The sequence below is a fragment of the Echinicola marina genome, from assembly GCF_020463795.1.
Lineage (GTDB): Bacteria > Bacteroidota > Bacteroidia > Cytophagales > Cyclobacteriaceae > Echinicola > Echinicola marina.
Map to the genome: position 1 here is coordinate 1,299,318 of NZ_CP080025.1, position 12,006 is coordinate 1,311,323.

Sequence of the window (12,006 nt, forward strand, 5' to 3'; positions counted from 1 at the left end):
TGAAAATAAGCAGGGCCGCATCATGTTTTGATGGTGCGGCTTATTTATTGAATAGCTAAAAAACCCATCCTTGCCCTGGGCCAAATGATTATGGAGATCTAACTGATGTAACATTTTTAACGGCTTCAATTTAACCCATATTTAACCCAGGGCAAACCCGTATTTAACCCGTGTTTTGCTTATCTAAGAGCCATGATAATCTATGCTTGAGGTAAGCATGTATTTTCCTAGACTTTGGTTCCAAAGCTGGTAATAAAATCGAAGATATTTAGCTTAGTAGATAATTTAAACAGTTCACTGACAGGACTGTCTGTACGAGCGCACCTCCCAAAACAGTAATTAATAAAAAACCCCTCCACACTCTTGGCGCTAAATACTTTTCTCTCGCTAAGGTTTAAATACAACTAGTCATGTTTTTAAAAAATCCCTCTGCAAACTTCGCATAACCTTTACCGTCCTTTGTGTGGGATGCTTTTTATCTATTCTCTCTATCCCACCAAATAGTACCAACCCAATAGGGTAATGAAAGAAAGAGGAATGCCTATCCCTACCAATAGAGATGCCAGTTTGGGATTGAGCTCATGGTTGATGGCAATGATCGAACCAGTGATCATGGGAGCCATGGCGGTTTCCATTACACTGACCTTATAGAGTATGCCATAGGTGGGCAGCACAAGCTGATAAACAAAAAAAATCAGGCAGGGAATCAACAATAGTTTATAGCCCAACCCATACCAAAGTGGTTTTAGGGAAAGGGTTTCGGCATTGATCTTAACCTGAAGCCCCACCGAAATCAAGGCTATCGGGGTCAAGGTCCCTGCAAAGGCCTGAAGAATCTCATGCATGGTTCCGGAGAACTGCAAGTCGAATATATTCATTCCCAATGCAATTAGGAAAAAGATAAAAGGGGGAAATGTCAGGATCTTTTTGGTCACATCTCTTTTGCGCTTCTTTTCGTGACCATAGATAGAAGCTACAATAATCGCAATGCTACTAACAATGATAAAGGATCCCGCTTGATCGACCATTAAGGCGATCTTGAGTCCTTCACTCCCATATAATGCTTCAATGATCGGAAAACCTATAAAGGAGGTATTGGCCAGCCCCGGAACGATGATCAGGCAGCCTGTAGTGGCTTTGCTCCAACCCAACTTTTTTCCTAGACTACCAAAAAGCAGCCAGGACAGCCCAAAACTGACCCATGCTGTAAGCACAGGCAATAATAAGCGAACTGACAGTACAGTATCCGGTATATGCAATAAAGCCAATGCCGGCAAAACAATATAAATTAAGTAAGTATTCAGTGTCTTGGGAGCATCTTTCGGTAGTTCCTTTAGCTGTTGAAGTAGTATGCCAATGATGAGACAAAGAATAACAAGGAGAATGTTGGTCATGAATTAAAAATTAAAGAAGTGAGGCCGATTATTAACAGAAACATAACTTATTACTGATCAATACTTTATTTAATATTCACTTTATTTGAAATAATAAAAAGCCAAGATAATGACAAAAGTAGTACCCATGCTGATTGAAGATCAATGTATCATTCAATTGTCCCAGTTATCAATAGATCAGCAAAACGACCTCCGAAGTTTTTTGCCACAGAACAGTGTGAAGAAAATCAATTTTCAGGGCATTGAATTAACTGACTGTATAGAATTTGAAACTTATGAATATTGGCTAAACATTGCCCAGCTAGATCAAAACAGCGCTTATACCATCTGGGACCTATAATCAAAGCATTCCAAAATTCTTTCTCTTCTCCGTAAAATATTCCTCTAGCTGAGGGTATACATTGCTTTTTGCTTCAGGAATACCAGACAGGGTAAGGTTCATATCCCCTTTTGTACTATTGTCTACCACTTCCAAGGTCTCTATCAGAAAAATAAATTCCTGCAAGGTCAATGGCTTTTGGGATTTTTCTGGACTGAGATCAAACTCATTGCCATAAAAGTCCACGACTTCATAATAAATTTTGCCATCCAAAGGCGCTGCATAAATACTTATTTCTTCTCCCCAATGACTTTCCGGATAGGAGAGTTTGGCCAGCAAGGCTGAAGGGCCTGTGCCGTCGAAATAGCTCTTAGGGGCAAATTCAAAATCAATCATAGCAATCTCTTGTTGAACCCAAAGTTAGGATAAATGCAAAGTTTATTCAAACTGGCCTTTGCGTTTATGATTGGTTTTATCTTGCCTCTTTCATTATGACCGTTTCTAATGCCGAAAAGAATATAAAAAGGAATAAAGTAAGCAGTAGGGGAACAAAGAAAAACATAAAATTATAAGCAATTTCATTAGGTTGACTTATAAATTTAATGCCAAACACATTAAACTTTACCTCTGTATTCAAGACACTTCCACTAATTAATCCAATAGAAGCAGCAGCTAAAAGTCCAGCTATAAGTGAAAGAACAAGTCTAAGTGAATGAATATTGAAAGTTGATTTATGAAATTATTTTTAATAACCATCGTATTGCAAATTAACATTTACAATCTGTACCTACGCAGAAATAACAATCTGAACCACAGATACAAAAATAAGAAGAACTTCCGCATGTTCCTTCCTCTAAACACTTTTCCCCTGGACACAAAATCAAATTGAGATAAACACTTATAATCAATAACGAAATTTGCACAATTTGAAGAAGGCTACATGGCCTAGGTTTCCTGTTCTTTTAATCAATGGAAAAGAACAGGAAACCTAAAGAAATATATTTAATTTTTGGATACGGACAACATTTCAGACACACATAAAACTCTATTGGTCAGCAGAAAAGGCCAATATTCCTTTTGCAAAAAGCCAAATATATAGTGCCATTTTAAAGGTCGCAAAAATCATAATTATTTCATCTTTGTGCTTTTTAAAAACAAATAAGCATCGTCTTCAATAAAAGCAAAATCAAAATTTCGGGAAAAGTAATTTTAGGCATTAATAATTTATGCACAAGCAATTTCTTAATCAATTGGATAATACATTGTTTCGAACTAATTTTGGGCAGCCAAAAATATATCCATCCATTTCCGGCTTAACCATTGGATTTGATGGAAAACCCCAAATTATTTTGGACAGAAAAAGACTGTAAAAATAAGCGCATACTCATGAAAAGAGACCAGGTAATATTTGACCTAATCCAAAAAGAAGAAGATCGTCAGAAAAGAGGCATTGAGTTAATCGCCTCAGAAAACTTCACCAGCAAGCAGGTGATGGAAGCTGCCGGAAGTGTATTGACCAACAAATATGCTGAAGGGCTTCCGAAGAAGCGTTACTATGGAGGTTGTGAAGTGGTGGATGATATCGAGCAGATTGCTATCGACCGTGCCAAGGAGCTTTTCGGCGCCACTTGGGCCAATGTCCAGCCTCACTCTGGTGCACAAGCCAATGCAGCCGTATTTTTGGCTTGCCTGAATCCTGGTGATAGTATTCTAGGTTTTGATCTTTCTCATGGTGGTCACCTTACCCATGGTTCTCCAGTGAATTTCTCCGGTAAAAACTATAAGCCTAACTTCTATGGCGTAGAAGAAGAGACTGGTGTGATCGATATGGACAAAGTAGCTGAAAAAGCCAGAGAAGTTCAGCCAAAATTGATCATCTGCGGTGCTTCCGCCTATAGCCGTGACTGGGATTATGCCCGATTCAGAGAAATTGCCGATGAGGTTGGTGCTTTATTATTGGCTGATATCTCTCACCCTGCTGGTTTGATAGCCAGAGGCCTTTTGAATGATCCATTGGAGCATTGTCATATTGTGACCACTACCACTCACAAGACCCTTAGAGGTACTAGAGGTGGTTTGATCATGATGCGTGAAGATTTCGATAATCCATTCGGATTGAAGAATCCTAAAGGAGAATTGAGAAAAATGACTCAATTATTGGATTCTGCTGTATTCCCTGGTATGCAAGGTGGTCCATTGGAACACATCATCGCTGCCAAAGCCGTTGCTTTCCAAGAGGCGCTTTCTGACGAATACATGGAGTATGTACTTCAGGTGAAGAAAAATGCTTCCGTGATGGCAGATGCTTTTGTGGAAAAAGGTTATAAACTGATTTCTGGCGGTACAGATAACCACTTAATGTTAATTGACCTCAGAAACAAAGATCTTTCTGGTAAAATCGCTGAGGAGACCTTAGGCAAGGTGGATATCACCATCAACAAAAACATGGTGCCATTCGATACCCGTTCGCCTTTTGTAACATCAGGAATGAGGGTAGGTACAGCCGCTATCACAACCCGAGGACTCAAAGAAGCTGATATGGTAAAAATAGTCAACCTTATCGATAAAGCTTTGATGAACCATGAAGATGAAGCTGTTCTTGCTGAGATCAAGAAAGAGGTAAATGATTGGATGGTTCAGTTTCCATTGTACTAAGAAAAGTTAGAATTAAGTGGCATTAGATCAATACAGAGAAGAAGAGGAAGAAGAAGAAGGAATGTCGTTTCTGGATCATTTGGAGCAATTGCGCTGGCATTTGGTCCGATCCATAGCTGCAGTACTTATTTTCTCCGTACTTGCTTTCCTTTCCAAGAGTATCGTATTTGGGCAAATTATACTAGGCCCTTCTAAGGTAGATTTCTTTACCTATAGAATGCTGTGCAAAGTGTCTGAAGCCTTAGGGATTTCAGCATTATGTATAGACGAACTCCCATTTATTTTGCAGAGCCGGCAGATGACTGGCCAATTCTCCATGCACATGACTTCGAGTTTGGTCGTGGGACTTATAGTGGCCTTCCCTTATGTGTTTTGGGAGATTTGGAGATTTATCAGCCCTGGGCTTTATGATAAGGAAAGAAAGGCAGCTCGTGGAGCGGTTTTCTTTGTTAGCTTGTTATTCTTTATGGGAGCGGCTTTTGGGTATTATATATTGTCCCCATTGTCCATCAATTTCCTATCCAACTATAGACTGGATCCTTCCATTGCCAATGAATTCGACATTACCTCGTATATCTCTACTTTGGTCATGTTGGTATTGGCTTCTGCGGTGATGTTCCAACTGCCTGTGGTAATTTATTTCTTATCGATGTCTGGATTGGTTACTTCAGGAATGTTAAAATCTTACAGGAGACATGCCGTAGTAATTATATTGGTTCTCTCAGCCGTTATTACTCCTCCGGATGTGATCAGCCAGCTATTGATTGCCATGCCCATTTTGGTGCTGTATGAAGCTGGAATCATGATTGCCAAGCGACTGGAAAAGAGAAAAAGAGAGGAAGAAGCATTAATAGAAAACGATTAATAGTAAAATCATGTCCAAAAAAATAGCAATTGGTGGAGATCATGCCGGCTTTGACTATAAACAAAAGCTGGTGGAATATATGATACAAGCAGGATACGAAGTAAAAGACTTCGGCCCATTTTCAGATGCCTCTGTAGATTATCCTGACTATGTTCATCCGCTTTGTGATGCCATAGAAGGAGGGGAGTTTGTACAGGGAATAGTGGTCTGCGGAAGTGGAAATGGTGTAGCCATTACTGCCAACAAACACCAAGGCATTCGTGCTGCTATTTGTTGGAACAAGGATCTTGCCGCTCTTTCCAGACAACATAATGATGCCAATGTTATTTCCATTCCTGCCCGATTCGTAGCTTATGAACTGGCCCAAGAAATGGTAGAAACCTTCCTAAGCACAGATTTTGAAGGAGGAAGACATGCCAATAGAGTAAATAAAATAGCTTGTCAGTAAATAAATTAGATAAGGCTGTTTCAGTGGCCTGATCTAAACAAAAAGGCTTGGCGGATTTCTCTACCAAGCCTTTCTTTTTGGATTTATTTTTTACCTAAAGGTATATTTCATCCCTATACCTGCTCTCAGATAATTTTCTGAATGGTTGGCAAAAATCGGACTTGCCTCAAGCAAGAACCCAAAATTCCTTGTTGAAGGAAAGGGTTTTACCAAAACACCTAAAGGGATCCCCAAATAAAGATGGTTGTGATCATGGTCATGATCATGGTGACCGTCGGCTCCCAAGTGAAAGCCACTATAAAGGTTCACCTCATCCTTTTGGATAAAATTATACCCAAAAGTACCTTCAATATCCACATCATGCCCTACGCCTAATCTTGCTTCACCAAAGATCTTATTTTCTGGATCAGTTCCTATGGCCATGAAAGTATTGGAGCTAAGCTGGTAAACTCCAGCACTGACTTGTGCCATGGTCTTGTTTTGCAAAATTAGAAAAGCAGTTAAGGATAATATCAAAAACTTCTTCATGGTAATAAATAGTTGGTTTAGTTTTCACCAGCATTATCACAAACTCTTTGCCAAAAATTTATAAAGGAGAAAAACTGCTATTTGCAAAACAGCAATCCTGCATCACCACAAATGAAAAGAAATATTCCTCACACTGCAAAACCACTTGGCAGCCAATTAACAAAAAAACAAACCTCCGAAACTGGCATTGGACCACATTATTAGCCGAAAGAAAGGAAATTATTACCAAGCACTTATGCTAAAAATCAAAGATCAGGTTGATGTACTATCTTCTCTTTTAAAAATACCTTGACCATTTCAAGCCCCCTTTCGAAATCATTGTTATTTGGAATAATCAGGTCTGCATCATGCTTAAAAGGAGCAATGTATTTCTCATAAGTGGGCATAACATGCTTCTCATAGCGGTATAGCACATCATCCAAGTCACAGCCCCTCTCTACTTTATCCCGAACAATTCTTCTTTTGAGTTTAATATAGTCCTTGGCATCAATGAAGATTTTCAAGTCCAATAAGTTGGATAATTCCGGGGAATACAACACAAAAATCCCTTCCACTACCACCACTGGTGCTGGATTAAATGTCAACATTTTGGGAATAACGTTTGGATTGTTGAAAGTATATTCCTGTTTGAACACCTTTTTGCCTTGTTGTATATCCCTTATGTCTGCCGCATACTGAACAAAGTCAAAGGAATGGGGAGAATCATAATTTTCCACACCAAGATCGTCCTTTGGCTGCTCATTTTTGGGTTTGTAGTAATTGTCCTGTGAAATAAGACAGATTTCTTCCGGCTCAAAAGTCGCCAGCAATTGCTTCAAAAAAAGTGTCTTTCCGGAAGCACTTCCTCCTGTAATACCAACTATATAGGGCTTTCTCATTATCTTAAATTAGCAAAATCTCACTTATTTGATTGCATTATTTAAGTCCATTTAAAAAGTCAATCAGCTTCCTTACTGCCCTTCCCCGATGACTGATCGCATTCTTTTCTTGCATGCTGAGTTCAGCAAATGTCTGCTCATGCCCCTCAGGCCGAAATACCGGATCATAGCCAAATCCTCGATCTCCAGATCTTTCTGTAGTAATCTCACCCTTAGCCACACCCTCAAAACTGTATTCTTTACCATCCAATATTAAAGCGATAACTGTTCTGAATTGGGCATTTCTATTGGTTAGACCTTTCATATTTTCCATAAGAAGGTCCACATTCCTTTCATCACTTCTTGGCTCCCCTGCATACCTGCCAGAATAAACTCCCGGCGCATCATCTAAGGCTGCCACCTCCAATCCTGTGTCATCTGCAAAGCAACTCACTTGGTAGTTCTCAAATACATGACGGGCTTTTTGAAAAGCATTGTAATCCAGGGTGTCACCGGTCTCAGGCAGCTCCTCATGACAGCCAATTTCTTTTAAGGAGACTACAGTAAAATCATTTCCCAAGGCAGCTTTTACCTCTTCAATTTTTTTTGGATTATTAGTAGCAAAGCAGATTTTCATATCCCAAAAATAAGAATTTTTTCCTGCTCCTAAAGCAGTATGAGGGCATAAGCTAAAGCCATATATAAAACTTAGCACCCAATTAACCCTAGGTCTTTGCGAAAGGGGGCAAAATTCCAGTAATTAGAGAGATTGTTTTACCCATTTGATAATTTCGAATGAAAAAAATAACAATTTATTGCGGTTCAAATACTGGCAAAAACCCAGCTTATAAGCAGGGAGCAATTGCACTCATACAAGCAATGGTCCATAGGAAATTAGACTTGGTTTACGGGGCAGGTAAAGTGGGGCTAATGGGGATAATTGCGAATCAGATGTTGAGCGTGGGCAGGAATGTTTATGGAATTATTCCCCAAAAATTGGTGGATGTGGAAGTAGCGCATCAAGGTTTAACGGAATTGACCATAGTAGAAACCATGCGGGACAGAAAATGGCTGATGGCTGAAAGGGGAGATGGATTTATTGCCATGCCCGGTGGAATAGGTACCTTGGAAGAACTTTTTGAGATCATGACTCTAAACCAACTTGGTTATATACAAAAGCCATTGGCCCTTTATAATGTGCAAGGTTATTATGACCGATTGATCAACTTTTTGGATTTTTCCGCTAAAGAAGGTTTTCTTAAGCAGGAGCAAATGGACTTGTTGATCATCAGCGATGATCCTGAAGAAATTCTTGATAAAATGGCGGCATATAAGCCCAAGTTTATCCCAAAGTGGGAAGCTCCTAAGTCAAGTTGAGCATTAGCTATAAGCACTGCTCGATGATCTTCATCAATTTCCCCAATTCCGCTGCATCTGTTTCATCAAAATCATTCAATTGGTCACTGTCAATATCCAAAACCAAAGCCACATCCCCATCCTTAAAAGCTGGCAAAACAATCTCAGACTTAGAAGCAGAACTACAGGCAATATGGCCCGGAAATGCATCTACATCTGGCACCAATTGGGTTTTGCCTTCTGTCCAAGCAGTACCGCAGACCCCTTTTCCTTTGGCGATACGGGTACAGGCAATTGGTCCTTGGAATGGCCCCAACACCAAGTGTTCTCCTTTAACCAAATAAAAACCTACCCAAAAAAAGCCAAAAACTTCTTTTAGTACAGCACTTATATTGGCCAAGTTGGCAATAAGGTCTTCTTCACCACTGACCAAAGCTTCTATTTGAGGAAGTATCGCCTCATATTTTTCAATTTTGTTCGCGTTTTCTGGAAGGAAGATGGATTCGGCCATTGTTCTATCGCTTGATATTTATTTTATAATTATTTATTGGACCTAAATATCTCCAATCGGTCCCCCATGATATCCTCTGATGCTAGAGGAGGAAAGGAAATTTTTGGTGCGGCAATGCCAGTTTCAAACTGACTTTGGCCAGTAAACACCCTAGCCTCGTCCCAAAGTTCACTTTCAATGAATTTTTGTAAAAGGTGAGAACCTCCTTCAATGATAATGCTTTGCACTTTCCTTTGGTGCAGGTCTGCAAGAATGTCTTTTATTTCAAAGTCACGCTCAAGCTTTACATACTTTAAGTTTTCCTGCTCCTCATCTTTCAATAAATTATAGCAGATCGTCGGTATACTTTGGTCAAAAAGGGCAAGGTTACTATCTAGGCTAAGTTGCTTATCCAGTACAATCCGCAATGGGTCTCGTCCTGTCCAATCCCTGACATTGAGCTTGGGATTGTCATATTGCGCCGTTTTAGTGCCTACCATGATGGCATCTTCTTCGGACCTCCATTTATGCACCAACTGTCGACTATAGGCATTGGATATCCACTTGCTGTCGTAGTCTTTCCTGGCAATAAAGCCATCCAAGGTCTGCGCCCATTTAAGAATGACGTAAGGCCTTTCTTTTTCTATAGCCGTAAAAAAACGTTTATTCTGTATCCTGGCTTCTTTCTCCAAAACCCCCGTGACCACTTCAATCCCTGCTTCTTCAAGAACTTTGATACCTTTTCCTCCCACAAGTGGATTAGAGTCATAGGCAGCGATGACTACCTTTTTGACTTGTTTATCAACTAGGAGATGGGCACATGGCGGTGTTTTTCCAAAATGTGCACAGGGCTCCAGACTGACATAAACAGTTGATTCCTTCAGCAGCTCCTTATCATCCACACTTTTAATAGCATTGGGCTCAGCATGAGGCCCCCCATATTCCTGGTGATAGCCCTCTCCAATGATTTTATTATTATGCACAATTACACAGCCCACCATGGGATTGGGACTCACTTTTCCCCTGCCTAATTCGGCCAGTTCAAGGGCTCTAAGCATATAGCCTGCATTCTCCTCCATGCTAATAAAACAGTTACTGGTAAAAGGATTGATTAAGGTTGCCTTAGCAAAATGGTTTCCATTTCCGATAGGGAATCTATTTTGGTACGCACAATGGTAGTGCTATCCAAGTAAGGACTTATCGGTCTAAAGTATATTTTATAATCTCCTGTCTGCAAACCCCTGAAAAAGAAATCCCCACTCTCATTGGTCAAGGTAGTCAAAGTGTCCTCGCCCAATATAGCATGCACAAATGGCCTTGCCTCTATTGGGGTGACTCGGCCACTGATTGAAGCTTCATTACCTGTCGCAAAAGTTCTTATTACAGGATTCAATAGATAATTTCCCTCCACATTAGGGGCTGCTCTAATAGACCTGCTTAAATCCATATCCAGGTAAATATCATAAGAATTTCCCCCTCTTAAATCATATTGTGTATCCAAAATAATCTCCGAATCAAGATCTGCTGCCAAAGCCAGAGGAATCCGCTCCTCCTCTTTTATCAGATAATGTTCATCACCCAAAACCATTTTAATCTGGCCAATCCTACCAAATGGCAACTCCCCTCTTCCAAGTATAAGCTGGCTTTCAGCGACCAAAGCACTGACATTAACCATATTGCTTAAAGGAATATAGTCAAAAGGAACCCATCCTTCTTGCCCTTCATTATTCCCTTCTTCTAAAAAGACTTCTACTCTTAAAATTTCCAACCAAACCTGATCAAAATCGCCTGGAGCATCTATCAAATAGATATTTACCAAGGATCTCTTCTTATTTGCCTCATCTTCCAAACATGAACTGGTGAACAGCAAAAAGGGGAGCAATAAAATAAAAATGTACCTGATTTTTCTCATGGCCAAGATTTGTGATTTGAAGGTGCAAACGTAAGACACATAGCCCTACCATTCAGTCTCTCCACAAAAGTAACCATTTCAAAGGGCAATTTGTCCCTGAAATTTCGCAAAATTTTAATGGCATAAAAAAAGGAGCCCAAGGGCCCCTTTTAATTTTCACGATTAAATTTGTGCTTATTCTCCACCTTCTTCTCCTTCAGTTGGAGTTTCTTCTTCTACAGGTGTTAATTCTAATTCTACTGGATCTAGAATAGTAACCTCTCCCTCTACAGTTGGAACATTATAAAGAGTATCTGCTTCATAACCCTCCACAGGTTGGAAGATAACTTTGTACTCACCTCCTTGCAATCCTCTCAGAGCAAAAGCACCTAAATCATCAGTATAGGTCCTTACCGTATCTTCACCTTGGATACCGATCACCAAAGGATCAGCCTCTAAAGGCAGCACTTGACCTTCAATACTAGCAGATTCTTCGGCTACCACCCTTAACACAGGTTTAAGGATATATTGTCCAGAATTCCCTGCTTCTACAATCGACTTGGCGGCATCAAAATCGATTACGATTTTGTATTGGATACCAGCCAGCAATTCTTGATTTAACTGTAACTTAAGACCACTTTGTTGGGCACTTGGAGTAGTCAGTTCAAACTCTTCTTCGTCAATTACCAAATAGTTATCATCTCCCAAAAGTAACCTTATCTGGGTAATCTCACCGGCAGGAATTTCCTCTGTACCCAAATCTGCTTCATTTCCACCAACTAATGACAATAAGTTAAGATGGTCTTCCGAAATTTCATTATCGAAAGTAATCCAAGCAGATTCATCATTTTCATCATCATCGTTGGTGAGTATTTCTACGCCCAAAACCTCAATCATTACGGCATCATAATCAGCTGGTGCATCTATCAAGGATACACTTACTTTTGCATTGCCTTCCATAGCTGGGTCATCTTCTGAATCACATGATGCGAAGGCCAAAAGCCCCGCTAATCCTAAAATCCAATTTTTCATTTGTAAAGATTTCATAATGTTTAGACGTTGGTTTAGTAATTCAATAACAACACAAAGCACATGCCACAAATACAATATTGGAATTGATTATACTCTTATACTAAATAATTGGGGGATTTCCGGGTATTTACTCAATAAAAAACAAACATCTACTTTTAGGTGAACATCAGA

At 39.8% G+C, this 12,006-nt stretch carries 14 protein-coding genes; 5 read left to right on the top strand and 9 right to left on the bottom strand.

Annotated elements, in window-relative coordinates; all coding sequences use genetic code 11:
- Window positions 1-488 precede the first annotated feature (488 nt).
- Window positions 489-1,394 (bottom strand): AEC family transporter, encoded by a 906-nt coding sequence (locus tag KZP23_RS05380; RefSeq protein ID WP_226335074.1) that lies wholly within the window; start codon window positions 1,392-1,394, stop codon window positions 489-491.
- 109 nt (window positions 1,395-1,503) lie between these two features.
- Between KZP23_RS05380 and KZP23_RS05385 the strand changes: the two genes are divergently transcribed.
- Window positions 1,504-1,734, top strand: coding sequence for a hypothetical protein (locus KZP23_RS05385; RefSeq protein WP_226335075.1), 231 nt, complete (start codon window positions 1,504-1,506; stop codon window positions 1,732-1,734).
- Here the strand turns inward: KZP23_RS05385 and KZP23_RS05390 are convergent, their stop codons facing one another.
- Window positions 1,735-2,109, bottom strand: a complete 375-nt coding sequence (locus KZP23_RS05390; RefSeq protein ID WP_226335076.1) for a UDP-glucuronosyltransferase — start codon at window positions 2,107-2,109, stop codon at window positions 1,735-1,737. It abuts the gene before it with no gap.
- 990 nt (window positions 2,110-3,099) lie between these two features.
- Between KZP23_RS05390 and KZP23_RS05395 the strand changes: the two genes are divergently transcribed.
- Genes KZP23_RS05395 through rpiB form a run of 3 tightly spaced genes read left to right on the top strand, consistent with a single transcriptional unit; the run spans window position 3,100 to window position 5,681 of the window.
- Entirely contained in the window at window positions 3,100-4,368 is a 1,269-nt protein-coding gene (locus KZP23_RS05395; RefSeq protein WP_226335077.1) for a serine hydroxymethyltransferase, read from the top strand.
- 16 nt (window positions 4,369-4,384) lie between these two features.
- A complete protein-coding gene (gene tatC / locus KZP23_RS05400; RefSeq protein WP_226335078.1) occupies window positions 4,385-5,233 on the top strand; it encodes a twin-arginine translocase subunit TatC in 849 nt (282 codons plus the stop codon).
- A 10-nt stretch (window positions 5,234-5,243) separates the two neighbouring features.
- Complete coding sequence (gene rpiB / locus KZP23_RS05405) at window positions 5,244-5,681, top strand: ribose 5-phosphate isomerase B (protein ID WP_226335079.1); 438 nt, start codon at window positions 5,244-5,246, stop codon at window positions 5,679-5,681.
- Window positions 5,682-5,771: 90 nt separating this feature from the next.
- Here the strand turns inward: rpiB and KZP23_RS05410 are convergent, their stop codons facing one another.
- From KZP23_RS05410 to KZP23_RS05420, 3 genes are all read right to left on the bottom strand, one after another.
- On the bottom strand, window positions 5,772-6,209 hold the full coding sequence (locus tag KZP23_RS05410; protein WP_226335080.1) for an outer membrane insertion C- signal: 438 nt from the start codon (window positions 6,207-6,209) through the stop codon (window positions 5,772-5,774).
- 245 nt (window positions 6,210-6,454) lie between these two features.
- Entirely contained in the window at window positions 6,455-7,087 is a 633-nt protein-coding gene (locus KZP23_RS05415; RefSeq protein WP_226335081.1) for a uridine kinase family protein, read from the bottom strand.
- Window positions 7,088-7,124: 37 nt separating this feature from the next.
- Window positions 7,125-7,703: a non-canonical purine NTP diphosphatase gene (locus KZP23_RS05420; protein ID WP_226335082.1), complete on the bottom strand. Its 579-nt coding sequence runs from the start codon at window positions 7,701-7,703 to the stop codon at window positions 7,125-7,127.
- Window positions 7,704-7,861: 158 nt separating this feature from the next.
- On the opposite strand from KZP23_RS05420, the gene KZP23_RS05425 reads away from it, so the two are divergent.
- Window positions 7,862-8,443, top strand: a complete 582-nt coding sequence (locus KZP23_RS05425) for an LOG family protein (protein WP_226335083.1) — start codon at window positions 7,862-7,864, stop codon at window positions 8,441-8,443.
- A gap of 7 nt (window positions 8,444-8,450) precedes the next feature.
- On the opposite strand, the gene KZP23_RS05430 is transcribed toward KZP23_RS05425, so the two are convergent.
- The 4 genes from KZP23_RS05430 to KZP23_RS05445 all read right to left on the bottom strand — a co-directional run bounded on the left by KZP23_RS05430 (window position 8,451) and on the right by KZP23_RS05445 (window position 11,835).
- Window positions 8,451-8,933, bottom strand: a complete 483-nt coding sequence (locus KZP23_RS05430) for a GAF domain-containing protein (protein ID WP_226335084.1) — start codon at window positions 8,931-8,933, stop codon at window positions 8,451-8,453.
- 29 nt (window positions 8,934-8,962) lie between these two features.
- Complete coding sequence (ribD, locus tag KZP23_RS05435) at window positions 8,963-9,991, bottom strand: bifunctional diaminohydroxyphosphoribosylaminopyrimidine deaminase/5-amino-6-(5-phosphoribosylamino)uracil reductase RibD (RefSeq protein ID WP_226335085.1); 1,029 nt, start codon at window positions 9,989-9,991, stop codon at window positions 8,963-8,965.
- Window positions 9,992-10,023: 32 nt separating this feature from the next.
- On the bottom strand, window positions 10,024-10,824 hold the full coding sequence (locus KZP23_RS05440; protein ID WP_226336488.1) for a DUF4382 domain-containing protein: 801 nt from the start codon (window positions 10,822-10,824) through the stop codon (window positions 10,024-10,026).
- 174 nt (window positions 10,825-10,998) lie between these two features.
- Window positions 10,999-11,835: a DUF4382 domain-containing protein gene (locus KZP23_RS05445; protein ID WP_226335086.1), complete on the bottom strand. Its 837-nt coding sequence runs from the start codon at window positions 11,833-11,835 to the stop codon at window positions 10,999-11,001.
- Window positions 11,836-12,006: the final 171 nt, after the last annotated feature.

Coding starts and splice junctions, on each gene's coding strand:
- KZP23_RS05385 (WP_226335075.1), top strand. CDS start 1,504: ATGACAAAAGTAGTACCCATGCTGATTGAAGATCAATGTATCATTCAA.
- KZP23_RS05390 (WP_226335076.1), bottom strand. CDS start 2,109: ATGATTGATTTTGAATTTGCCCCTAAGAGCTATTTCGACGGCACAGGC.
- KZP23_RS05415 (WP_226335081.1), bottom strand. CDS start 7,087: ATGAGAAAGCCCTATATAGTTGGTATTACAGGAGGAAGTGCTTCCGGA.
- KZP23_RS05430 (WP_226335084.1), bottom strand. CDS start 8,933: ATGGCCGAATCCATCTTCCTTCCAGAAAACGCGAACAAAATTGAAAAA.
- KZP23_RS05395 (WP_226335077.1), top strand. CDS start 3,100: ATGAAAAGAGACCAGGTAATATTTGACCTAATCCAAAAAGAAGAAGAT.
- KZP23_RS05445 (WP_226335086.1), bottom strand. CDS start 11,835: ATGAAAAATTGGATTTTAGGATTAGCGGGGCTTTTGGCCTTCGCATCA.
- KZP23_RS05410 (WP_226335080.1), bottom strand. CDS start 6,209: ATGAAGAAGTTTTTGATATTATCCTTAACTGCTTTTCTAATTTTGCAA.
- KZP23_RS05380 (WP_226335074.1), bottom strand. CDS start 1,394: ATGACCAACATTCTCCTTGTTATTCTTTGTCTCATCATTGGCATACTA.
- KZP23_RS05425 (WP_226335083.1), top strand. CDS start 7,862: ATGAAAAAAATAACAATTTATTGCGGTTCAAATACTGGCAAAAACCCA.
- rpiB (WP_226335079.1), top strand. CDS start 5,244: ATGTCCAAAAAAATAGCAATTGGTGGAGATCATGCCGGCTTTGACTAT.
- KZP23_RS05440 (WP_226336488.1), bottom strand. CDS start 10,824: ATGAGAAAAATCAGGTACATTTTTATTTTATTGCTCCCCTTTTTGCTG.
- ribD (WP_226335085.1), bottom strand. CDS start 9,991: ATGGAGGAGAATGCAGGCTATATGCTTAGAGCCCTTGAACTGGCCGAA.
- KZP23_RS05420 (WP_226335082.1), bottom strand. CDS start 7,703: ATGAAAATCTGCTTTGCTACTAATAATCCAAAAAAAATTGAAGAGGTA.